A 23,050-nucleotide genomic window follows, 5' to 3' on the forward strand; every position below is an offset into this window, starting at 1 on the left:
CAGGTCCTCGCTGGTGACTCAAGGTGCCTCGCTGGTGCCATTCCGACCCCTGTCTTCAATTGGGCCGCGAGCAGACGGGCAGATTTCGCGAGCGCTGAAGGCGAAGCGGACATTCGGTTAGGGAGTTTGCGGTGCCAAGAGCACAGGTCCATTCACTCAACGTGGAACTGTCGTCATCCGCCGATCATCCACCCGCGGCCTGCCGTGGCTCTTCGGGAAATACGGCTCGAGCCGCGCCATCTGCTCGTCCGTCAAGCCAGTACAGGTCGCTCAAGTCCAGCCCCCTCAGGGAGCCTGAATCAGATCGCGACGCTCACATCAATGGGTCCTGACCCTAGCAAAGCTGCTGTGATTCGGGTCAAACTGGTCCGTCCGGTGTCGACAAGTTCGATGAGGATTTCGGGGATCGAGGCGAAGCTCCAGATATCAGAGGCCGTTATGCCGGGCGGCGCCGGCTATTCCGGTATCGGCGCTACGGTGGTGGCCAGGCCCGTCTGAAGATCGATCGACCAGGGTTCGGGTTCAGGCAGGCGCATCGTTCCCTTCCCGATATCCAGGGGCATCCAGATGTAGCGCGAATCCCACAGCTGCTTGGGCTCCCAGCGGTCACCGACATAGATGACCGTGGTTCCGCGCGTGCCGGTAACCTTGATGAGGTTGCTCGATTGCGAGCGGTAGGTGTTGGTCTCGGGCGGAGCGACGTCCGTGAATGCGCTCCATGGCCCGGCAAGCCGTTTCGCAGTCGCGTACCAGTTGGGGTTGGGCCGCCAGCCTGTGAGCTGCGATCCCAGCACATAATAGAGCCCGCCATAATGGACGATGGCGCCGCCCTCGATCGGCGCCTTTACAAAGGCGATTTCGCGCTCGACGTCGAGATAATCGCGCGAGAGACTAGCGATGTAGAAGCCCTGGCTCGGCCGCGATTCAAAGATCAGATATGCCTTGCCGTCATCGTCTATGAACTGACCGATATCGCGGCTCTCCTTGCCCAAGGGACGAAAGCGCCGCACGAAACGGTACGGTCCTTCGATCCGCTTGGACGTCGCGACCGCGACTTGCGCGAGCTGGTAGCCCTTTCCGTCCGCTCCGACGTCGTCGATATGCGCATAGAGCACGAAGGTCCGGGTCGCCCTGTTGTAGAAGACCTTGGGGCGCTCGAGCACCCACTTCGCCGTAAAGCCTTGCGGTGTAGGCATGATGAAGGAGGGGCCGCACGAGGTCCAGCGCGTCAGATCGGTCGACCAGTAGCAGCCGACATAGCGCTTGTCGGGATCGTTCCCCGGGGTCCGGTCCTCGCCGAACCAATAGTAGCGACCGGCATGGCGAATGATGCCGCCGCCATGCGCCTGGACCGACTTGCCTGCCGTATCGAGCCACACTTCGCCGGGGCGCACGACGGTCTGCGCCGTCGCGTCGCCGATGCTCGTGGCGACGAGGAGCGAAGCGAAGCGGAATGGGCCTTTCATCGATCTCATCCTGTTCCCCATTGTCCTGGTTCGCCGATCAGCGGATCGAGAAATCCGACACCCATGGGCCGACATCGATCCCGGCGGCCTCGGGCGATCGCACGCGGCGACCGCCGATCCGCAGATTCTCGATCCGGATGCCCTTGATCTCGGTGCCCGCTGCCATGCCGCTGATGATCGATCGGCTCGGCATCCCATGGCCGGCAAAGCTGATGTTGCGCAGTGTGACGCCTTCGATGCCGCGGCCCGGCGCCTTGTTGGCCTGCGCGCTGACGATCGTCTGTTTCGACTGGCCCGCCACGATATTGATGAGCCGTCCTTCCTCGATCCGGTGCACGTCGATGTCCGAGAAGGTCACGTTCCTGATGAGAGTCGCGTTCCCCGAATAGATCGCGAGGACGCCGTCCCATAGGGGGTCGTCCTCGTCGAAATTGACGACCTCGATCTTCTCGAACGCGATATCGCTGATGGTCCGCGGCGCATCGGGATCGCCGAAGTGCGATATGAAGAGCGCATGGGCCACATCGTTCCAGATGGTGAGGTTGCGGACCTTGATGTCGAATGTGTCGGCCGGCATCTCTGCCCCGGGCGGTCCGTTGGCCGGAATGGGATTCTCTCGGCAGATCGGGCAGTCCGTGACTGCGTAGACGACGACGCCATCGTCCGAGACCCGCAGATAGCCGCCATCCACCTGGACGTGGCGGGATGTCGAGATATTGATGCCGTCCGACCATTTGCCGGCCGTGAATCCGCTGATCTCGCCGACGGTTACGTTCTGGGAATTGCGGATGTTGAGGATGCGTGCTGCATCACTGTGCTCATCGTTGACGACGATCAGGTCGCGGATATCGACGTCGCTGGCGCCGTTGAGGTCGATGGCGCTTCCAGGATTGTAGAGGAGGCCGCGGCCGCCGATCTTCACGTCCCGCACATGGTCGAGCGCGAAGCTGCCGCGCAGCACTGCACCGCCGTCGAGATAGATGCGATCTCCCGACTTGACCGGGAAGCGATCGCTTCCCGCGGGCGGCACATGCAGGCCCGGTCCGAAATAGACGATATTCTCGCCCGCGGGACGCCCGGCCGGGATCGGGCCGGCCAGAATGTGGAGATTGTGCAGTCGGTCATCGTCGAACTGGATCGAAAAGCGTTCGGGCCGATCCAGGGTGAAGCGGAGCACCGAGCCGCTACGCGTTAGTCCAATGCCGCGCCGCGCTGGCAGGACCTCCGCGGTCGAGAAGCGGCCATTGTTCTTCTCGACCTCGATCTCGACCTTGCCGGCAAAGTCGAAATAGACGAGCGACGCGTTCTGCAGCGTGTCGGTATCGACCCGGATCCTGTATTCATAGAGGCTCTGCCACGCGCCACCGGGCGAGCGGACGCGCACCGTATAATCGTCGTTATGCGCGGAATAGAGCAGCTCGCGTGGCACCTGGTAGGTGCGAAGCACATTCGGCGTCGGGACCTGTGCCGAAGCGACGGCCGATCCCAGAAGGCTTAGAACCCCCGCCAGCACGAGCCCAATCGAGTGAAACATCCGCTTTCCTTCCTATGGCCCTTGAAAGGGCGGGGCGGCCAGGCGGCCGCCCCGGCAGGGCTGGAGGTCTCAGTTCCCGAAGCTATATCGCAGCGCCGCGCCGAAGACGCGGCCGTTGCGGTAATGCTGGCGCTCGATTCCGGTCGCGTAGCCCGGCTCGCCATAGAAGCGATTGGGTGCGGCGTTGGTCAGGTTCGACGCCGTCACCGACAGCTGGAAATTATGGGGCAGGTTGAAGTTCAGCGAAGCGTCGAGCAGCCCGAAACCCTGCGCATAGCGGCTGTCGACCGGATTGACGGCAATCGACGTAAACAGCGCGGACGACCGGTGCGTATAGACGATCCGCGCCGACAGGAACGAGTCCTCGTACATGCCGGCCACGGTGTAGCTGTACTTCGACGTGAACGGCTGGACGGAGTTCACCAGGATCCCGCTTGCCAGCAGGATGGGATTCTTGGTGTCGACGTAGGTGAAGGACCCGGAGGCGCCGAACTTGTGCAGGAAGTCCGGTAGGAAGGCGTAGTCGAAGAAGGTCTGGGCAGCGACCTCGACACCCTTTGCGGTGCCGCGCTGGGCATTGACCGTCTGGGTCACGAAGAACTGGCCGTTCGAGCAGCCATTGGCGGTCACGCCGGTATAGGTGAAGCCCGACACGGTCTGGCACGACGAGGTCGCGCTGAAGAAGCCGTCGATCCTCTTCGAGAAGACGCCCACCGAGACATAGTTTGCCCGCGAGAAATAATGCTCGAGCGACAGATCGAAGCTGTCGGCACGTTGCGGCCGAAGGTCGGCATTGCCGACCTGGGCGACGCCGCTGGTCAGGTTGACGACCACCGAGGGATTGAGCGCGGCGGGATCGGGCCGCGTAATGCCCTTGCCATAGCCGAAGCGCAGGATCGTGTTCTCGGTGATCTTGCCCGACAGGTTCACGGTCGGGAGCACGTCCGTATAGGAGGTGTTCGCATCGCGCGGCGCGATGCCGCTCGTCGTGCCGATCTGCGCCTGCACGAACGTGTCGGTCTTGACCGCGCGCACGCCGACATTGCCGGTGATCCGGTCCTCGAGGAAGCCGAAGTCGGCGACCGCATAGGCGGCATAGGTCTTCTCGCGGAATTCACGCCGGTTGATCAGGTTCTCGCTGAGCGCGTTCTCGGGCTGAATGCCCGCCTGGGGGAATGCGCCGCGAACATTGTCGCCTAGAAGCGCGCTGGGCGTGAAGATCAGGAAGCCCCCGCTATAGCCGGCGCGACCCTGGAAGAAGTCGGTATCGGCGGGGCCGACCAGGCCGGCCATGGACGAGGCGAGGATCGCGTTGGACTGGTTGGCGGCGAGCGCCGCGCCGTTCGTGGTCAGGTTCTTCCCCGCGAACGAATAGTTGCGATAGGAATCATTCTGCGTCGCGTAGCGCAGCCCGAACTTGATGTCCTTGAGCGGCGCGTTCTCGAACCTGTATTTCAGGTCCAGTGCGGCGGCGATGCCATCGTCGTCAAAGGTCTGGTTGGTGCCGTTGGTGTACTGGTTGAAGACCCAGTTCGCGGCCGATCCGAGGTCGGGCCCTGCGATCGTGAAATAGGAAGGCTGGCGCGTCAGGTCGCGGGTGATGTCCCAGGCCAGACCGGCGCGCGGTGCGAGCGTGACGTTGCGATTGTCCTGCTTCTGATAGGCCTTCACATAGGTGAAGTCGAAGTTGACGTCGAAGCGCGGCGCCGCCTGCCACTTCACCCCGCCCGACACCACGCCGGTCTCATAGACGCGGTGCTCGTTGCCGCCCGTCGAAGTGAAGGTCGAGCCCAGGAAGGTGCCGCTGGTGATCCGCCGTCCCGACAGCAGGTCGTCGGTGCCGCCATTGGCGTTGCGATTGGCCAGGCCCTCGGTCGCGTTGAACCCGGTGGTGGCCAGGTTCTGGACGTAGCGGCTGTCGACCGGAGCCAGGAACTTATAGTCCTGATTGTACAGGTAATAATTGTACACGCCCTCGACATAGAATTCGAGGCCGGGATGGGGCCGGTACTGGACGACGCCATTGGCGCCCTTGCGGGTCCGGACATAGATTTCATCGCCTACCGTCGGCTGCTCGGCGATCGCAGAGATCAGGTTCGCGCGGTCCGCCAGCGGGACCGTGGCGGGATCGACGGTGGCGAGATAGGCGATATCCGCACGCCCGACATAGGCAGGATTGTACAGCCCGTTCGCGGCGCCGGTCGCATATTCGGCGCTGTTGGCGGCGATCGCGCGGCGGAAGTTCAGGCCCGCGGGCGCCGGAGTGTTGTCGCCGCGGTTGATCGTACGCAGATAGCTGCCGGCGAGCATGACGCCCAGCTCGCCGTCCCCGATGTCGAAACGGTCCGACACCAGGCCGAAGAAGTCGGGCGTCACCTTGCCCACAAAATCATTATACTTGCCGCCGGCCGACAGGGTCAGCGTCAGGCCCTTGAAGTCGAAGGGGCGCCGCGTGCGGACGTCGACGATGCCGCCAATGCCGCCCTCGATATGCTCGGCCGAGGGATTCTTGTACACATCGACGCCGGCGACCATCGCCGGGCTGGTGCCCTCGATGTTGAATTCGCGCTGGCCCGCGCTGAAATAGGCGCGGCCGTTGGTGCGCGAGGCGGTCTGGCCGCTGAGGCCGCGGATCGTGATGCCGCTGCCCTGGCCCGTCGGCGAAGCTGCCTCACCGCCGAACCGGTACGCCTGGACCCCCGGCACGCGCGTGAGCGTCTCGGCGACATTCGGATCGGGCAGCTTGCCGATATCGGTGGCGGTGATCGAGTCAACCACTTCGGCGGCCTTGCGCTTGATCGACACGGCATTGGCGAGGCTCTCGCGCATGCCGGTGACGACGATCGCCCCTTCTTCCACCTGCGGCGCATCGGCCTGGGGTGCGGCGTCGGGGGCGCCCGCGCCCGTCTGGGCAAGCGCCGGCCAGGCAGTGGTCGCGCACAGCAAGGCTGCGATGACATGAAGTCGCTTCATCAGGCTCTCTCCCCGAACCCCACGCAGAGGCCCGTCGCGTATCCGGTCGGAATTTCGCCGCGGATTTATTGGTATCGTTACCTGTTAGGCGATATTTCCAGCGCATGTCAACGCGCCTGACCGGCGCTTCACCATTTGCGGCAAATGGAGATGGCGCGGCTCAGCCCCGTGCGACGGCGGCCTGGGCGGCCAGCAGATAGGCCCCGCCCAGGCCGGAGGGGATGGGGCAGGCCGGCGGGCGGATCACGGTCTCGGCGGACTCCGGCGTGCAAAGGTCGGGCCGGTAGCCGCTCAGGATCGCAAGCGTACGGGTCCGCACCGCGGCATAGAGAGCATGTTGACTGAAGACGCCGCCGCCGATCACGATGCGATCGGGCGCGACGGTGAGCAGCAGGGCGGCACAGAGTTGGGCGATATAGTCCGCCTCAGCCGGCCAGGCAGGATGATCGCTCGGCAGCTGGTCGAGCGATGCGCCCCAGCTCGCCTGGATCGCAGGTCCACTGGCGAGCCCCTCCAGGCAATCGCCATGGAAGGGGCAGACGCCGGGGAAATCCGCGTGAAGGACGTGGCGGCGCAACAGGAGGTGGCCCGCCTCCGGCAGGGCGCGGCGCTGCCAGATCCTGCCATTCTCGGCAAATCCCACCCCGACGCCGGTCCCCACGGTGACATAGGCAAGCACGCCGGGCCCATCGCCGAAGGCGAGGTGCGCCTCGGCCAGGGCCGCCGCGTTGACATCGGTATCCAGCATGGTCGGCAGGCCCAGCGGCTCGGCCACCGCGCCCAGCAGGTCGATGCCCTGCCATCCCTGCTTCGGCGTGGTGGTCAGCCTGCCATAAGTTGGGGAATGGCGATCGACGTCCAGCGGCCCGAAGCTGCCGATCCCCAGCCCCGCGATCGGCCCGAAGCGATCGGCCTGGGCGCGGAAGAAGCGGACGACCTCGCCCAGTGTGTCGGCTGGTTCCCCGGTCGTGATCCGGATCTGCTCGAGCGAGCCGCGCGAGAAGGATCCGATGCCGCAGACGAACTTGGTGCCGCCTGCTTCGATCGCACCATAGAGTGCATTCGCCCCGCCGTCGTGCATGGGATCCTCCCTCGTCCCACTTGCTGAATGGAACTGATAACGTTATCTGATCTGGAGCGCAGATAGCCATGCGAACTGGCGCGTGCCAACCGGAAAATATGCGGGCGAACGCGCCGGAGGAGGGGTGGTGGAGGGGATCGGAGCAATGCCTGCCGGGCTGCAGGGCAAGCGCATCAGAGCAGCCGCCGCTGCCGGCCTGTTGCTGCTCGGTGCGCCGTCATCGGCGCAGGACGCGCCCTGGCTCTCCGACCAGCAGGACGGCACGTACCGCAACCCGGTACTCGCCGGCGACTATTCGGACCCGGATGTCATCCGGGTCGGCAGCGACTATTATCTCACCGCCTCGTCCTTCGTGAATGTGCCGGGCCTGCCGATCCTCCATTCGCGTGACCTGGTGAACTGGACGCTGATCGGCCATGCCTTGCCCCGCCTGGCGCCAGAGGGGCATTTCGCCACGCCGCGCCGTGGCGGCGGCGTCTGGGCGCCGGCCTGGGCTTATCGTCGCGGCCGGTTCCACATCTATTATCCCGATCCGGACCTTGGCATCTTCGTCGTAACCGCGAAGGATCCCAGGGGTCCCTGGTCGAAACCCGTCCTGGTGGACGCGACGCGTGGCGCCATCGATCCGGCACCCTTTTGGGACGATGACGGGACGGCCTGGCTCGCGCATGCCTATGCCGGCAGCCGCGCGGGCATCTCCAACGTCATCACCCTCAAGCGGATGAATGCTGCGGGCACGCGCACGCTGGGCGCGGGCCGCCGGATCATCCTCGGCGACGTGATGCCGAAAGTGCGCACCAGTATCGGCGAGCGTCCATGGCAGACGACCGAGGGTCCCAAGCTGTACAAGCGGGACGGCTGGTACTGGCTCTTCGCGCCGAGCGGCAGCGTCAAGGGCGGCTGGCAGGGCGTCTTCCGCGCGAGGAAGCTCGCTGGCCCCTGGGAAGGGCGCGACGCACTCGACCAGGGCTCCACCATGATCAACGGCCCCCATCAGGGCGCCTGGGTCCGCACCCAGAAGGGTGAGGACTGGTTCCTCCATTTCCAGGATACCGACAGCTATGGCCGTCGGGTCTGGCTCGAACCGATGCGGTGGCGCGACGGCTGGCCGATCATCGGCGAGGACCCCGATGGCGACGGGATCGGTCAGCCGGTGCTCGCGTACCGCAAGCCCGCCCTGCCGCGGCAGCCGGCGACATCACCCGAGCAGGATGACGCGTTCGACGGCGGTCGACCGTCGCTCGCCTGGCAATGGAACGCTAATCCCCAGCAGGGCTGGCTCGGCTCGGGCAGTGCGGGCTGGCTCCGCCTTGCTTCGGCATCAACGCCGGCAAATCTCTGGGAGGCGGGAAATCTCCTGTCGCGCAAGCTTCCGGCCGAGCGTTTCGCCGCCACGACCAAGGTCCGCTTCGCGCCCCTGCGCGACGGCGAGCGCACGGGCCTTGCGATCCTGGGCTCCGACTATGGCTGGATCGGCATCGAGCGCCGGGACGGCGCGCTGCGGCTCGTCCAGGTCGTCCGGTCGAAGGCCAACCTCGCCGGCAGCGCCGACCGCGTCGCTGCCGGGCCTGCAGTCGCCGTCAACCAGGAAATCTGGCTGCAGATGCGCGCGGAGCCGGTGACCGTCGCCGATCCGATCCCGAACTTCTCGCCCTATTGGCCCTCGATGCTGCGCTCGACCCATGCGCGGATACGCTTCTCCTACAGCCTCGACGGCCGCAGCTTCACGCCGCTCGGAGAAGCGTTCACCAGCCAGCCGGGGCGCTGGGTCGGTGCGCAGATCGGCCTGTTTGCCCAGGCGCCCTCGGGCACGCCGGCGTTCAGCGCGACGTCCGTCGGCTATGCCGAATTCGACTGGTTCAGGCTGACCCGCTGATCGGTATCAGGCAGGTGTGGCCGATCGCACTGGTCCGGTCGAATCCCTTAGCATCAGCTCGAATGGTGCGACATGGTGCGTCACCGTCGGCTCCTTGGCACCGCGGCGGCGACGCAGATAGTCGGTGATGATCTCGACGGCCCGGCTCGCCATCTCGGTGATCGGCTGGTGGACGGTCGTCAGTTGCGGCCACATCAGCGAGGCGATCGGGGTATCGTCGAAGCCGGCGATGCTGAGTTCGCCCGGAATCTTGATCCCCATGCCAAGCGCGACCGCCGCCACCGCAGCCGCCATGTCATCATTGCTGGCGAAGATCGCGGTCGGCCGCGCGTCCGGTTCGACATCGAGAAGGTGGCGGCCGGCATCGAGCCCGGAGCGATAGGTGAACATCCCCTGCACCACGCGCGACGGATCGAGCGTCAGCCGCGCCTCGGCCAGCGCCGCACGAAAGCCCTCCTCGCGGCGCAGTGCCGGAGAATGTTTGGGATCGCCCCGGATGAAGGCGATGTCGCGGTGGCCGAGCCCGATAAGGTGGCGCGTAATGGCGCGCGCGCCTTCGAAATCATCGATCAGCACCGCCGAAGAATGCGAACGCGGATCGGCCGTCGAGAAGCTCAGGGCCGGGATTCCGGCCTGCCAGACGATGTCCAGTGCCTCCAGCGAATCGCAAAGCGGCGGCGGCAGGATGATTCCGTCGACGCCCGCATCGACAAGCTTGCGAACCGCATCGATCGCATTGGGATGCGCTGCTACCGGCTCGATCACGAGCTGGCTTCCCTCGCGCCCGCTTTGCTGGAACGCCCCCATCAGGAAGTCGCCCAGATTGGAAGAGCGCGGATTGCTGAAGAGGACGCCGAGCCGCATCGAGCCCGAGCGCGCGGCACGCGCAGCGACGTTCGGAACATAGTTCAGTTCCTTGATCGCGGCCTCGACCTTCACACGCAGCGCTTCGCGCACCTTGGTGCCGTTCACGACGCGCGATACCGTCATCGACGAAACGCCGGCATGCCGTGCGACGTCATGCACGGTCACCGCCGCCTTGCGCGCGCCAGGCTGCGCGTCTTCGTCTATCGTACGACTTCGCTTGGCGCTCACCCAGCCCCTCCCCAAAAGTCTCGTTTTCGTGCAATCCTGCGATCCGGGCGGAGCCGCAGAATTCCCGCTGATATGCTGGTTACGATAACAGTTTCGGGCGGTCGATCAACCAGAGATTGCTGAGCCAGCGGGCCGTGCGTTCAAGGCATTCCTCATAGAAATTAATGCAGAGAGGCGGATTGCCCGGTTGGAGGGATACTGATAACGATACCCCAAAATAGGACTTGGTCGAGTCCAGGGTTGGGGAGGAAGAATTGGTTCGAGCTCCAGAAGCGCGCCGCAACTACGTGCTGCTGAGCGCATTCCTATACCTCTTCTTCTTTGCGCAGGCAGGGGCGATGTCCTTCCTGGCGATCTGGCTCAAGGGGCCAATCGGCCTGAGCGGCGTACAGGCCGGCACGGTCTTCTCGGCCAATTTCGTCGCAGCCATGTGCTGCCAGCCGCTCTACGGCATCCTGTCCGACCGCTTCGGCCTGAAGCGTCATGTCCCGATCTTCATCGCGGCGATGGTAACGCTGTGCGGCCTGTTCTTCACCTTTGTCTATTCGCCGCTGCTGCGGGCGAACCTGCTCCTGGGCGCAGCGGTCGGCGGCCTCTATCTTGGCCTGACCTTCATCGCGGGCAGCTTCGCGCTGGAATCCTTCGTCGACCGGGTCGGCCGCCGCTACGGGTTCGAATATAGCCGCGCGCGGCTCTGGGGTTCGCTGGGCTTCGCCAGTGCCGCCCTCTTCTCGGGAAGGCTCTACAATCTCGACCCGCGGATCAACTTCTTCCTTGCCTCGGCCGCCGGCCTGCTGCTGATTCCGGTGATCCTCGCCACCCGGATCGAGGCGGACGAAGCGGCGGACAAAGCTGCCGCGGCCCACACCCCGATCGAGTCGCTCTCGGTGCTCCGCCAGCCCAAATTCTGGGGCTTCATGGTGCTCATCCTGGGCGTGACCAACCTCTACCTGGTCTATGATCAGCAATTCCCCTTCTACTTCGCCTCGATGTTCCCCACGCCCGCCGAGGGCAACGTCATGTTCGGGTATCTGAACTCGGCCCAGATCTTCGTCGAGGCCGGCATGCTGGCCGTGGCGCCCTTCATCGTCATGCGCACCGGCGCCAAGCACGGCCTGCTGCTCGCGGCCGGCATCATGATCGTACGGATCGGCGGGTCGGCGCTGGCGACCGGTCCGCTGACCATCTCGGCCTGCAAGATGCTCCATTCCATCGAGCTGCCGATCCTGGCCGTCTCGATCTTCCGCTATATCGCCTATCATTTCGATAGCCGCCATGCCTCGACCGTCTATCTGGTCGGCGTCAGCTTCGGCCATTCGCTCGGCCTTGCGATCCTCTCGCCGATCGTCGGCAAGAGCTACGACCTGCTAGGCTTCCCCGCGACCTATGCGCTGATCGCGCTCGGCGCCCTGGTCTTCTGGGCCGCGAGCTGGTTCGCGCTAGCGTCTACCCCACGCACCGATGCCCGAGGCCGGCCGCTCGACCACGCCCCCGAAACCATGGCGGCGACTTCCACATCCCAGAGCGTGGCGGACGTCGCGCCTTTGCAGCGCTGAAGGACATATGCCCGATATCGTTCACGAGCCGCTCGCGCGCGCCGAAAGCCTTGCCGCGATCCCGCTGCCCGGTGCGGCCGAGCTGGACGGCGCCATCGCACGCGCCCTGGCACGGATCGACCGTGCCCTGCCCGAATTCATCGACCGCTTCCCCGCACCGTCGAGCGAGGGCCTCGTCTATCCCGCCATCGGCAATATCGAATGGACCAACGGCTTCTGGACCGGGATGCTGTGGCTGGCCTGGGAATTGACCGGGGAAGCGCGCTACTGCGACGCCGCCAAGCTCCAGGTCCGCTCCTTCGTCGAACGGGCGGACAAGGAGATCAATGTCGCACATCATGACATGGGGTTCCTCTACACGCCCTCGGCCTGCGCTTCCTGGCGGCTGACGGGCAATGTCGATGCCCAGCGCGCCGGGATCGCGGCGGCCCGTCTCCTACTCAAGCGCTATGACCCCAAGGCGCGCGTCATCCAGGCCTGGGGCGACCTTGATGACCCAGCCCAGGCGGGCCGCATGATCATAGACTGCAATCTCAATCTCCCGCTGCTCTACTGGGCATCCGAGCAGACCGGTGATCTGGACTATCGGGACGCGGCCGAGGAGCACCTCACCCAGGCGGCCCGGTATCTGGTCCGACCCGACGCCTCGACCTTCCACACCTTCCACATGGACACGCTGACCGGCGCGCCGCTCTACGGCACGACGCATCAGGGCTATTCCGATGACAGTTGCTGGGCCCGCGGCCAGGCTTGGGGCATCTACGGCTTCGCGCTCGGCTTCGCACATAGCGGGCGCGAGGATCTCGTCCGCCTCTCGGCGAGCCTGGCGAATTACTATCTCAACCGCCTGCCCGATGACCTGATCTGCTACTGGGACCTGATCTTCACCGCCGGCGAGGAGCCGCGGGACACCTCTGCCGCGGCGATCGCCGCCTGCGGCCTTCTGGAGCTGATCCGCCACCTGCCGGCCTCCGATCCCGCCCGCGATCTCTACGCCCGGGCGGCCTGGGGGATGATCCGTCAGATCGATCGGCACCATCTGGCGCCCTTGGAGGGTTCGAACGGCCTGCTCGCGGACGGGGTCTATCACATGCCCAACAAGGTCGGCGTCGGGGAATGCTGCATCTGGGGCGACTATTTCTATCTCGAGGCGCTTGTCCGCATGCGCCGCATCTGGAGGGCATATTGGTGATCAGGACCACGCGTCGCGGCTTTGTGGTCGGCAGTGCCCTTGCCCTGCCGGCAGCTGCCAAGGGACAAATGCGCACTCGGCTTCGGCGCGTTACATCGCCCGATCGCCAGATCGCCATCGAGATCGACCCGGATACCCTCCGCTGGTCGATGGTCTATCGCGGCAAGCAAGTCGTCGCGCCGTCGCCGCTCGCGCTCCTGCTCGAGGACGGTGGCGAACTCGGCCCTGGTGCAAGTCTGGTTTCGGTCAGCACCCGCAGGCGACAGGGTAGCTGGGCACCGCCCTATGGTATCCGCACCCACAGCACGGAGGCGTGCGGCGAGTTGGTCGCGACTTTCGTGGATGCAAGGCGCTCCATCCGCTTCGCGCTGGTGCTGCGCGCCTATGATGCCGGCGCGGCGCTACGCTGGCGGCTGCTCTCGGCGCCCGGTGGCACCCTTACCCTGAGCGGCGAGCGCACCGCTTTCCACCTGCCGACCGACGCTACCCTCTATGCCAGCCGCGACGAGGGCAGCTACCAGCACACCGTGCAGACGCGGATCGCACCGGTTCCGCACCCCGATCTCACTGCGAGCTGCGACAAGGGGGATCTGGCGGACACGCCGCTGACTGTCACGCTGGCCGACGGCTCGGCGCTGCTGATCAGCGAATCCGACCGGCTCCACTATCCACGCGTCATGCTCAAGAGCGCGGGAACCGGGGTGGAGACCTATCTGATGCGCTTTCCCGGACGCGCGACGGGCTATTCCGGGCCGGGAGACACCCCGAGTGAAGACAAGTTCAGCCTGCCCGCGCCGTTCGATGCGCCCTGGCGCGTGGTCCTCGCCGCCCCATCGCCGGTGGCGCTGCTGGAGCGCCAGGATCTGATCCCGACGCTCGCCAGCCCGAACCGTCTGGGCGACGTCTCCTGGATCAAGCCGGGGCGCGCGATGCGCATCGCCAAATACACCACCCAGGATGGCCTCGACGTGGTCGACTTCGCTGCGGCGCGCAAGCTCGATTATGTCGAATGGGACGCGCATTGGTATGGCGACGGTACCGATGCCAGCGATGCGACCTATTCGATTCCCGCGATCGACATCGAAAGAGTGATCAAATACGCCCGCTCCAAGGGCCTGGGCATGATCCTCTATGTCGATCGCGTGCCCGCGATGCGCCAGCTCGACGCCATCGTGAAGACCTATCGGCGCTGGGGCGTGGCCGGCATCAAGTTCGGCTTCATCTGGGAAGGCCGTCAATCGGATGTCGATTTCATCACCAACCTGGTGAAGGTGTGCGGCGAGCATGGCCTGATGGTCAATCTGCACGATAATCTGCGCCCGGCGGGTCTCGAGCGGACCTATCCCAATTATATCGCTCTGGAGGGCGTTCGTGGGAATGAGCAGTTCCCCACCGCGACCCATAATTGCACGCTGCCCTTCACGCGGGCGCTGTCGGGGCCGATCGACTATACGATCTGCTTCGCCAACCCGCGCAACCAGACGACAAATGCCCATCAGCTCGCAATGGCGGCGATCTACTATAATCCGCTGACATTCCTCTATTGGTACGACCGGCCTGACAAATATGCGGGGCGGCAATGGCCCGAGCTCGCCTTCTTCGACGAATGCCCGACCAGTTGGGAAGCCACCGCTGCCCTGTCGGGCGCGATCGGCGAGCATGTCGCCGTGGCACGCAGGGCCAGGGGCAAATGGTATCTCGGCGCCCTGACCAACGAGCACGCACGCACGCTGACCATATCGCTCTCCTTTCTCGGGCGGGGGCGCTGGAAGGCGCGGCGCTTCGCCGACGGAGTGCGGGCCGAGCAGGCGTTCGAGACGCCGGTCGTGCTCAGCGAGGAGCTGGTCATGGCGGATTCGCAGTTCACGCTCCGCCTCGCGGCGAGCGGCGGCCAGGCGGTCATCTTCGAGCCCGCGTGACCGGCGGGTCAGGCTATTCGGGTCGGTAACGACGCCCGAGCATCGCGATAGGTCTGGGAAACTGGAGAGGCGCCATGCCGAAGGATCCACCGGGCGAGTTCTGCCGGCGCGCAGTCTTGCGGAGTTTCGCCGCCACTGCCCTCCTCCCGTTCGGGGCCGCGGCCGCCGCGCCGCTCGCCGCTCCCGACGATCCATGGCGATACGGCGCTGACCAGGTCGACGCGCTGGTACGCCGATGGATGGAGGAGGGCGTCTATACCGGGGTGGGCGTCATCGTCGCGCGGGCGGGGCGGACGGTCTTCGAGCGCCACTATGGCGGCTTTGGGCCCGAGACGGTCGAACATGTCGCCTCCGCGGGAAAATGGGTCGCTGCCGCAACGATCGCCGCGCTGGTGGATCGCGGGGTTCTGCGGTGGGAAGATCGGGCGGGGCGCTTCGTCGAGGGATTGAATCCGATGATGGCGCGCGCAACGTTGCGCCAGCTGCTGTCCCACACGGCCGGTTACCCCGACTATCAGCCGGCGGACCGCCCCGTCGACAATTATGCCAGCCTGGCGGAAGCGGTGGACCATATCCGCATCCTGCCCGCGGATGCGGCGCCGGGCGCGCGCTTCAAATATGGCGGTCTGGCGATGCAGGTCGCGGGGCGCATGGCCGAGATTGCCGCCAATCGGGATTGGGACGCGCTCTTCCGGACGCTGATCGGCGGCCCGCTTGGCATGTCGCAGTCCGGTTTCACCCCGGTATCGCCGGAGCATGGCTTCGGACCCATGCTGGGCGGGGGGCTGCACACCAGCGCGCGCGACATGATGAAGTTCCTGGCCATGATCGAAGCCGGCGGCTCGGTGGGCGGCCGTCAGTTCCTCAGCCGGGCTGCGGTTTCGGAAATGCAGGCCGATCAGGTTCGCGGCGCCAGGGTGGCCGCGATGCAATATGTCGACCAGGCGCGCGTGAGCGATCGTACCGACATCTATGGGCTGGGAGAATGGCGGGAGGAAACTGGAGCAGCGGGCGAGGCGACATTGGTCAGCAGTCCGGGATGGGCGGGCGCCTATCCCTGGATCGATCGCCGTGCAGGCACGCACGGGATGGTGATCGCCAAGGTTGATGTTCCCAGGGCCGCAGCGCGGGGCTTCAACGCCTTTCTGAGTAGCCCGGTAGTGTCCCATGTCGTCCGCGATGCGGCTACCGACCTCGGCCGGGTGGACTGGAGGCGCGGATATGCGCCGGTGCCGGATGGTCGGCTCTACTGGGAGGCGTGTGGCGACGGGCCTCCCCTGGTGCTGCTCCATGGCCATTCGTTCGACCGGACGATGTGGGATCCCCAGGTCGCGGCGCTGGCGCTACGCTACCAGGTGATACGCTACGACCTGCGCGGCTATGGCCGTTCGTCCCTACCGGTTGTCGACACGCCCTTCACCCACGCCGCCGATCTGGTCGCGCTGCTCGATCGTCTCGGGATCGCGCGCACCCATGTCGCCGGCCTCTCGCTGGGCGGCGCCGTCGCGACCGATATGCTCGCGCTCCATCCGGATCGCCTTCTGTCCGCGATCGCCGCAAGCGGGGATATCTTCGATTTCTATCCGGGCTTCGACGAACCCTGGACGGACGCCGCCCGCGAGATGCGCGGGCGCGAGATTGCCGCCTTGCGCCAAAAGGGCGTCTGGCAATTCAAGCGGGACTGGCTCGACCAGCTCACCGCGCAGGGAGGCAGCCGGGTCGAGACTATCCGGCCCCATCTCTGGAAGATGATCTCGATGTGGTCCGCCTGGCAACCGCTGAATGTCGAGCCGCGGCTCATCCTCGGCCGTGCCGCCGCGGCGGCTCTCCGGCGGCGCGCTCCGGACATGCCGACGCTGATCCTGACGCCGGAGACGGTGGCGAACCAGCCCAACCTGCTGGCCCCATTGCTGCCCGACGTGCGGACCGTCATCGTTGCGGATGCGGGGCACGTGGCGAACCTCGAGCAGCCGCAAGCCTTCACCGACGCGATGTTGGAGTTCCTGAAGTCGGTCGATGCCCGCTAGCCCGGGCTCTGCGCGCGCATAGCAGCCTTGCCGAACGCACGGAATCGGCTGGGCCGCCGATCGGTCGCGGCAAGGCGCGCGTTCAGACCAAGGCGAGGTTGATTGCAATCGAACGGCGCAGGCCCGGACTCTTGAACGGGTAGACGCAGTGCAGCATCCAGGAGGGCCACAGGTAGAAGTCGCCAACCGCCGGCTTCACCGTGAAGAGGTTCTTGACGCCGAGCGCGCTGCGGCTGTCGATGAACTGGAGGCAGCCGGCGGTATTCTGCGCGGCCTTGTCGGCTGCGAATTCGGCATCGAAACCGGGCGGCAGCGCAAGAAAGCCGACGCTGCTGAAGTGGCAACCCTGATGGAAATGGACCGGGTTATAGTCCCCGGCGACCATGTCGTTGATCCAGCCTTCCTTGACCTGAATGCGCAGCTTCGTGTCGCGCAATTCATCGGTCGAGTCATAGTCGGCGAAGTGGATCAGCGCATTCTCGCAGCGATAGGTGAAGGTGCGCGCCACGTCGTAGAGGAAGTCGGAAAAGACCGGCATTTGCTCGATCAGATCGGTAACCCGGGTCTCATGGCTGACGACGCCGGCCAGGTGGCGCGACCAGTCGCGTGCGGCTGCCTCGTCTTGCGAGGCGAGGATCGCATCGGCATGGGCGTTGAGCGCTTCGACTGCGGCGGGCGGCATGGTGGCCCTGAGGATCGTCGGGCTGAACGGCGCGACAAGCTGCAGATTATGTTCGTTGGGCATCGGGGCCTCGGGCGTCGTCGACCGCGTCGCAGTCAAAGGAAAGGCGGGAGAGCGCTTTCGTTCCCCCGCCCCGAGTTAGACCCGATCGAGCCGACCTAGAAGTCCTGGCGGAAGGTCAGCCACATCGACCGGGGTGGGTTACGCCGCAGAAGGAAGGTGGTGTCCGGTAACTGCTGGACAACGTCGTAGGCCTGAAGGCCCGACGGCAGGTTCGTGCCCAGCACCGCGTCATAGGCAGAGATGTACTGCTTGTTCATCACGTTGCGGACATCGAAGGTGAGACGCGTGCCGCGGCTCGGCTCCCACTGGATGGACGCGTCCAAATTATCCTGCTTCGGCAGTTCGCGGAGGTCGAGCGCGTTGGTGCTCAGTCGACGCGCGGACATCCAGCGATGCCGCAGGTTCAGGCGGACGTCACCCAGCCGATACGACAGGACGTTGCTGATCGTCCATCGCGGAGAGCGCGCGAGCGTGCCCGAGTCGATGCGCAGCACATCGTCCGATGCGCCCAGCCCATTCGCGCCGGTGTTGAGCCAATTATAGGCAGCGGTCGTCTTGCCGTTCAGGAAAGTTACCGACGGCGACCACTCGAACGCCTTGGTCACCCGAACCTTGGCCCATGCCTCGACGCCACGCGAGAAGTAGGTGTTGAAATTCTCGGGCAGCAGATAGGTGGTGACGTTGTCCGTGTCGATCGCGGTGGGGTAGTCATTCACCGCGAAGTCTTGCTTGAAGTAGGTGATGGCGCCACTCACCCGGCGGGTGGCGAACGTGTACGCGATCTCGTAGCCCTTGACATAGGCCGTCGGGCCAAGTGGTCGAACCAATGTCGCCTGCGTGGTATAGCGCTGGACAATGCCCATCGCCGGCTGCTTGCCGTCGGTGTAGCGGATGTAAAATTTGTGGTTGGCGTTGATGTTGTAGCCAAGGGCCGCGCTGTAGTTCCACACTCCGAGGGTGCGTTTTGCCGAGATCACCTTGCTCGGCGTGACCACGGAATAGAGGTTGTCGTACACAGTCAGCGGATTGCCATCCAGGCCACCGTTGGCGAGCGACGTCGCACCCGAATTGCGCGTGTCATAGGTTACCGAATGCGTGGTCGCCGCGAAGTGATCATATTTGAAGCTGGCGTTGAAGTCCCAGTGGGGGTTCGGCGACCATCGGATTTCGCCGCGCGGCGCGATTTCGGTGATCCGCGCATTCTGATTCACCGTCGCGAAGAGGCCGGTACCGTAATAGCCCCAGCCGCCGGGGTCCGTCAGTTGATAGGTCGTGCCGGACTGCGTGACATAGGTCACGTTGAGGTTCTGGACCTGCCCATCGCCCCAGGCCGACAGACCCTGGCCGTTCGCCCAGCTCTGGTTGACCTGCTTCGAGCGCGCGAAATAGAGGCCGACGTTGATAGCGAACTGGCGCGTCTCGTGACCAGCGGCGAAGTTGGCGATGATGTCGTTGGACGAACGATAGCTGTCCTCGACGCGCGTGCGCAGCACCAGGTCCTGCGACGACGTGCCGGTAGGCAGAGTCGCCGTCGTATAGGTGCCGTTTGCATTGGGCGTGGTTGCCGTGACGACACCGCCACGCACGTCGATGTCGCGGTTGGGCAGCCCGTTATAGGTCACGCACAGGCTGCTCGCCTGGAAAGTGGTTTGGGTGACGCGAGGGCAGGCAGCGCCGGTGCGGTAGTTCGTGCCCAGCTGCGAGCCGTTCACATTGTTCGCGACGCGCGCGACAAGGTTCCCGTTTCCGTCTCGGAACTCATAAAAGCCGGGCGTGCGGTCGAGATTGTTGATGCTGAGGCCGTAGCGCTCGCGCTCCGCTGCCGAGGCAGTCAGCGAGACGGGCGTGTCGGTCTTGTAGCCCTGCCCGCGATAGGTCGAGCGCTGGGCGCGCAACGCCGCGGAGAAGTTCCAGCCGCTGTCGGTGTGATGCGTCCAGTTCAGCGACGAAGCGTCCTGACGGTACCGGAAGCTTTCGCTTGGATCGAGCGTATGCGTGCCCGGCTTGAAATAATTAGGGACGGTCTGCTTTCCGCCCTTCAGGAAAAGGTTGGCATCGCGTCCGAACCCCGGGATCTCCTCCGCACTCGACAAGCCGTACACCGGTTGCTGGAACGCGGTCAGTTCGGCGTTGGTGTCGTCCAGATGCTTGTAGGCGACGACGAACATGCCCGAGCCATTTCCGGTATCATATTGCTTCGTCGCGCGGACCCTGAACTGGCCGCCGTGGTTGACGTCATATCCGGGAGTCACCTGGCCGTTGGACTTGCGATAGAAGCCGCTCACGCCGATGCCGAAATCGCCTTCCTTGTTGGTCCAGCCATATTGTCCGTCGATCTGCTTCCACGAGAGGTGGAGATCGTCGCCTTCGAAGCCGATGCGCGTCTGGAGGCTGGCGCCGGCTTTGACCGCGCCGGTGATGTAGTTGAAGGTCGCGCCCACCGAGGTCGACACGGCGGTCGCCGAGGAGCCGCCGCGGACTGCTTCGACGCGGCTGGTGGAAATGTCGGCGCGGTAGAAATAGCCGTCCTGGAACCCGCCGAACTTGAACGGCACCACGGGAAGCCCGTCCTCGAGGATCGTGGTCCAGAAATAGCCGGAAGTGTTGGAGCCGGTGCCGATCGTCATGCCGCGCGTGAAGACTTCGTTGCGCGCCACGCCGTCGTTCGACTCCACGACGACGCCCGGCATGTCGCGGAGCATGTCGTCAGCGCTGATCGGCGTGAACTTCGACATGTCGTCCTCGCTGAGGACCGAATAGGCTACGTTCGCCTTGCGCGCCGAAGTGGCGGCGCCAACGCCGGTGACGATGATTTCCTCCTCGCGCGGCGCGGGCGCGGCGTCCGCCGGCTGTTCCTGCGACCCCGCGACGGGCCTCGCGTCGGCGGGTGCCTCCGTGCTCCGGCCCTTCTTGGCGCCGCCGGGTGCCGTCTGCGCTTCCGCGGTGCCGAGGGCGATGAGCGATGCAGTGGCCATCAGCACGGCCGCCGCTCGCGAACCGGCAATAACACGCCGTTGTGGAATCATGCCGTTCATTTCCCCTCCCATTGCCGTCTCGTGCGGCAGCTTCACCGGCGGTCCCTTGCTCAGGCCGACTCAGTGTTACTGGTAACGATACCTAAACTGCCGTGACGCGCAAGTGGCTTTTTTTGTCTCTATGAGATTGACCGGCGCTCCGGCCCGCGTGCAATATCCACGTAACGCCGCACGCAAGACGGCGATATCGTTAACCCGACGTCGCGACGCGCGGCGAACCAAGTGGTGACGGGGAGGAACAGTCTTGATGGCCTATCTGGCGCGAACGCTCGCGGCGCTCCTGCTGGCGGCGACTCCGGGGATCGTGCATGCGCAGTCTGCGGGCTCGGGCGCGACCTTGTCGTTCAATGCGGCGAACATCGCGCGTGCGAAGCGCCTGGTCGCCAGCGACCCGGTCGCGGTGGCCAGATGGCAGGCGCAATATCGCCTTGCCGAGGCTGCGCTCGCCAAGGCGCCTGGTGATCCGCGGCGCATCGATGCGGCCCTCGAAGCATTGGCTCTGGCCTATCGGATCACCGGCGAGCAACGGTTCGCCGACGGCGCACGTACCTTGCTGCTGCAGCGCGCGGCGACGTCCGACTGGCTTACCGACCTGCCTCTGGCCAGGCGCGATCCGCCCTGGCGCTCGGACCTGGGCATGGGGTTCGCCGCGGCCAGCTACGGTATTGCCTATGATGCGATCCGTGACACGCTCTCCCTCAAGGACCGGCGGACGATCGTCGCTGGCCTAGTGCGCGGGGCGATTGCGCCGATCCTGGACGACTGGGTCGATGGGCGGCGGCGCATCCATGCGCTCGACACGATGGGCCATAACTGGTGGGGGCATATCGTCTTCGGTGCAGGTGTCGGCGTGCTCGCGATTCTGCGCGACGAACCAAGGGCGGCGGAATGGGCGAGGCGCATCGATCAGGCTGGCGTCGAATGGTTCGAATATGCCGGCTCGCGTTTCGAGTCCAAGCCCGCGACCTTTGGTCCGGACGGCGCCTATTCCGAGACGATCGGCTATGCCGAGCTGGGCCTGCACAGTCTGATGTTGTTCCGACGTAGCTGGCAGGAAGCCTTTGGCAGTCCGGCTGCGGCGATCCCTGGCATTTCACGGACCGCCAGCTATTTCCTGGCGGCAAGCTATCCGAAGGCCGGGGGGTGGGTTTCCCTGAACTTCGGTGACAGCCGCCCGCCGAGTTGCGGCTGCCACACCCTGGCCGACCTCTGGGCCTTGGGCGACCATGATCCCGCGTATCTGCGCTACATCGATGGTTTCGCCGGCGTCGCCGACAAGGATGCGTGGGGCGACGCGACCAATCTTCCCTATTTGCCCGATGCCGCCGACCGCGCGCGCGCCGGCACGGCCGGCCTGCCGACTGCGGCGATCTTCCCGAGCCAGGGTCTGGTCACGATGCGCAACAGCTGGGCGGAAGGGGCGACGATGTTCGCGCTCAAGTCGGGCTTCACCTGGAACCACAACCATGCCGATGCGGGCAGCTTCATTCTCTATCATCATGGCAAGGCGCTGCTCGCGGACTCGGGGCACTCGTCCTACGCGACGCCCGAATATGACGGCTATTACCGGCAGAGCGTCGCGCACAATGTCGTGACGATCGACGGAAAGGCCGAGCCGCCGAGCGACCTCTATGACGGGTCGCGCTTCATGGGGAGCGTCGATCATCTCATCGACGCGCCGGGCTTCCGCTACCTATGGGCCGATGCGACGGGGCCGACCTCGCGGAACTTCCAGCGCAATTTCCGTAACATCCTCTGGATCGGCGATACGATCCTGATCATCGACGACCTGAAGAGCTGGGACGTCGGCCAGTTCGAATGGCTGCTGCACTATCAAGGGACTGCCAGGCGGAGCGGACAGGTGCTTCGCATCGAGGATGGCGACGCGGCCGTCGCGGTGCGGCCGCTGTTTCCGCAACCCTTTCCCGAGGCTGGCCTCCCTACCGACTATCCCGAGGCGATGCGGCTGGTCGAGCATGAAGGGCTCAAGGACGAGGACCCCAAGGCCAAGCAGACCTATCTTGGCTTCCAGCCGGCGGGCAAGAGCGAGCGGGAGAAGTTCGTCGTCGCGATCCAGCCCCTTGAGTCGCGGAGCGCCCCCGCCAGGATCGAGCGCCTCGAGGGCGTCAACTGGATCGGGCTGCGGATCTCCGGCGCCGAGCGCGTCACCGAAGTCTACCTCAACCTGCTCGCCGACGGCCGGCTTCGACATCGCAATGCCAACGCGACGCTCGGCGGGTTCGAGACCGATGCCTATCTGCTCGCCATCAGCTGGCCGGCGGGAACGTCGCGGGGCACTTCCCCCGATCGGTTCTTCGTCGCGGACGGCAGCTATGTGCGCAAAGACGAGCAAGTCCTGCTCGATTCCCTCTCGAAGGTCTTCGCGCATGTCGATCTGACCAGTGGCAGGGTCGAGTTGTCCCGGCAGCCGTCCGCGCGCGTGCGCCTCGCATGCAAGGTTTCCATCCAGCTCGGCACGACGGTCCCCTGCAGGGGCGGAACCGCGTTGCTCGAACCGATCCAAAACCCCGATCTCACGAAGTGATCCGAG

At 65.3% G+C, this 23,050-nt stretch carries 13 protein-coding genes and 1 pseudogene; 6 read left to right on the top strand and 8 right to left on the bottom strand.

Annotated elements, in window-relative coordinates:
- Positions 1–174 precede the first annotated feature (174 nt).
- From BGP17_RS10735 to BGP17_RS10755, 5 genes and pseudogenes are all read right to left on the bottom strand, one after another.
- A pseudogene (locus BGP17_RS10735) lies at positions 175–274 on the bottom strand (transposase); the annotation flags it as partial.
- Positions 275–455: 181 nt separating this feature from the next.
- Positions 456–1,466 carry a family 43 glycosylhydrolase gene (locus BGP17_RS10740; protein WP_286711908.1) on the bottom strand — a complete coding sequence of 337 codons (1,011 nt, stop codon included), beginning with the start codon at positions 1,464–1,466 and terminating at the stop codon, positions 456–458.
- A 37-nt stretch (positions 1,467–1,503) separates the two neighbouring features.
- Positions 1,504–3,000 carry a hypothetical protein gene (locus tag BGP17_RS10745; RefSeq protein WP_286711909.1) on the bottom strand — a complete coding sequence of 499 codons (1,497 nt, stop codon included), beginning with the start codon at positions 2,998–3,000 and terminating at the stop codon, positions 1,504–1,506.
- 69 nt (positions 3,001–3,069) lie between these two features.
- Positions 3,070–5,973: a TonB-dependent receptor gene (locus tag BGP17_RS10750; protein ID WP_286711910.1), complete on the bottom strand. Its 2,904-nt coding sequence runs from the start codon at positions 5,971–5,973 to the stop codon at positions 3,070–3,072.
- 160 nt (positions 5,974–6,133) lie between these two features.
- Complete coding sequence (locus tag BGP17_RS10755; protein ID WP_286711911.1) at positions 6,134–7,054, bottom strand: ROK family protein; 921 nt, start codon at positions 7,052–7,054, stop codon at positions 6,134–6,136.
- A 145-nt stretch (positions 7,055–7,199) separates the two neighbouring features.
- Between BGP17_RS10755 and BGP17_RS10760 the strand changes: the two genes are divergently transcribed.
- Positions 7,200–8,930 carry a glycoside hydrolase family 43 protein gene (locus tag BGP17_RS10760; protein ID WP_286711912.1) on the top strand — a complete coding sequence of 577 codons (1,731 nt, stop codon included), beginning with the start codon at positions 7,200–7,202 and terminating at the stop codon, positions 8,928–8,930.
- A gap of 6 nt (positions 8,931–8,936) precedes the next feature.
- Here BGP17_RS10760 and BGP17_RS10765 read toward each other — a convergent pair whose 3' ends face one another.
- On the bottom strand, positions 8,937–10,025 hold the full coding sequence (locus tag BGP17_RS10765; protein WP_286711913.1) for a LacI family DNA-binding transcriptional regulator: 1,089 nt from the start codon (positions 10,023–10,025) through the stop codon (positions 8,937–8,939).
- Positions 10,026–10,279: 254 nt separating this feature from the next.
- Between BGP17_RS10765 and BGP17_RS10770 the strand changes: the two genes are divergently transcribed.
- The 4 genes from BGP17_RS10770 to BGP17_RS10785 all read left to right on the top strand — a co-directional run bounded on the left by BGP17_RS10770 (position 10,280) and on the right by BGP17_RS10785 (position 16,719).
- Complete coding sequence (locus BGP17_RS10770; protein WP_286711914.1) at positions 10,280–11,581, top strand: oligosaccharide MFS transporter; 1,302 nt, start codon at positions 10,280–10,282, stop codon at positions 11,579–11,581.
- A gap of 7 nt (positions 11,582–11,588) precedes the next feature.
- Entirely contained in the window at positions 11,589–12,773 is a 1,185-nt protein-coding gene (locus BGP17_RS10775) for a glycoside hydrolase family 88 protein (RefSeq protein ID WP_286711915.1), read from the top strand.
- A gap of 68 nt (positions 12,774–12,841) precedes the next feature.
- A complete protein-coding gene (locus BGP17_RS10780; RefSeq protein ID WP_286711916.1) occupies positions 12,842–14,692 on the top strand; it encodes a glycoside hydrolase family 97 protein in 1,851 nt (616 codons plus the stop codon).
- A 74-nt stretch (positions 14,693–14,766) separates the two neighbouring features.
- Positions 14,767–16,719 carry an alpha/beta fold hydrolase gene (locus tag BGP17_RS10785; protein WP_286711917.1) on the top strand — a complete coding sequence of 651 codons (1,953 nt, stop codon included), beginning with the start codon at positions 14,767–14,769 and terminating at the stop codon, positions 16,717–16,719.
- A gap of 82 nt (positions 16,720–16,801) precedes the next feature.
- Here BGP17_RS10785 and BGP17_RS10790 read toward each other — a convergent pair whose 3' ends face one another.
- Both BGP17_RS10790 and BGP17_RS10795 read right to left on the bottom strand, forming a co-directional pair.
- Positions 16,802–17,464 carry a putative 2OG-Fe(II) oxygenase gene (locus BGP17_RS10790; protein ID WP_286711918.1) on the bottom strand — a complete coding sequence of 221 codons (663 nt, stop codon included), beginning with the start codon at positions 17,462–17,464 and terminating at the stop codon, positions 16,802–16,804.
- A gap of 95 nt (positions 17,465–17,559) precedes the next feature.
- Positions 17,560–20,439 carry a TonB-dependent receptor plug domain-containing protein gene (locus BGP17_RS10795; RefSeq protein WP_286711919.1) on the bottom strand — a complete coding sequence of 960 codons (2,880 nt, stop codon included), beginning with the start codon at positions 20,437–20,439 and terminating at the stop codon, positions 17,560–17,562.
- Positions 20,440–20,746: 307 nt separating this feature from the next.
- On the opposite strand from BGP17_RS10795, the gene BGP17_RS10800 reads away from it, so the two are divergent.
- A complete protein-coding gene (locus tag BGP17_RS10800) occupies positions 20,747–23,044 on the top strand; it encodes a heparinase II/III domain-containing protein (protein WP_286711920.1) in 2,298 nt (765 codons plus the stop codon).
- Positions 23,045–23,050: the final 6 nt, after the last annotated feature.

It is taken from the genome of Sphingomonas sp. 67-41 (genome assembly GCF_001899725.1).
Lineage (GTDB): Bacteria > Pseudomonadota > Alphaproteobacteria > Sphingomonadales > Sphingomonadaceae > Sphingomonas > Sphingomonas leidyi.

Bases quoted from the DNA above. Each gene is read 5' to 3' on its own strand.
- BGP17_RS10740 (WP_286711908.1), bottom strand. From the start codon at position 1,466: ATGAAAGGCCCATTCCGCTTCGCTTCGCTCCTCGTCGCCACGAGCATC.
- BGP17_RS10795 (WP_286711919.1), bottom strand. From the start codon at position 20,439: ATGGCCACTGCATCGCTCATCGCCCTCGGCACCGCGGAAGCGCAGACG.
- BGP17_RS10775 (WP_286711915.1), top strand. From the start codon at position 11,589: ATGCCCGATATCGTTCACGAGCCGCTCGCGCGCGCCGAAAGCCTTGCC.
- BGP17_RS10800 (WP_286711920.1), top strand. From the start codon at position 20,747: ATGGCCTATCTGGCGCGAACGCTCGCGGCGCTCCTGCTGGCGGCGACT.
- BGP17_RS10755 (WP_286711911.1), bottom strand. From the start codon at position 7,054: ATGCACGACGGCGGGGCGAATGCACTCTATGGTGCGATCGAAGCAGGC.
- BGP17_RS10750 (WP_286711910.1), bottom strand. From the start codon at position 5,973: ATGAAGCGACTTCATGTCATCGCAGCCTTGCTGTGCGCGACCACTGCC.
- BGP17_RS10790 (WP_286711918.1), bottom strand. From the start codon at position 17,464: ATGCCCAACGAACATAATCTGCAGCTTGTCGCGCCGTTCAGCCCGACG.
- BGP17_RS10745 (WP_286711909.1), bottom strand. From the start codon at position 3,000: ATGTTTCACTCGATTGGGCTCGTGCTGGCGGGGGTTCTAAGCCTTCTG.
- BGP17_RS10785 (WP_286711917.1), top strand. From the start codon at position 14,767: ATGCCGAAGGATCCACCGGGCGAGTTCTGCCGGCGCGCAGTCTTGCGG.
- BGP17_RS10780 (WP_286711916.1), top strand. From the start codon at position 12,842: ATGCGCACTCGGCTTCGGCGCGTTACATCGCCCGATCGCCAGATCGCC.
- BGP17_RS10760 (WP_286711912.1), top strand. From the start codon at position 7,200: ATGCCTGCCGGGCTGCAGGGCAAGCGCATCAGAGCAGCCGCCGCTGCC.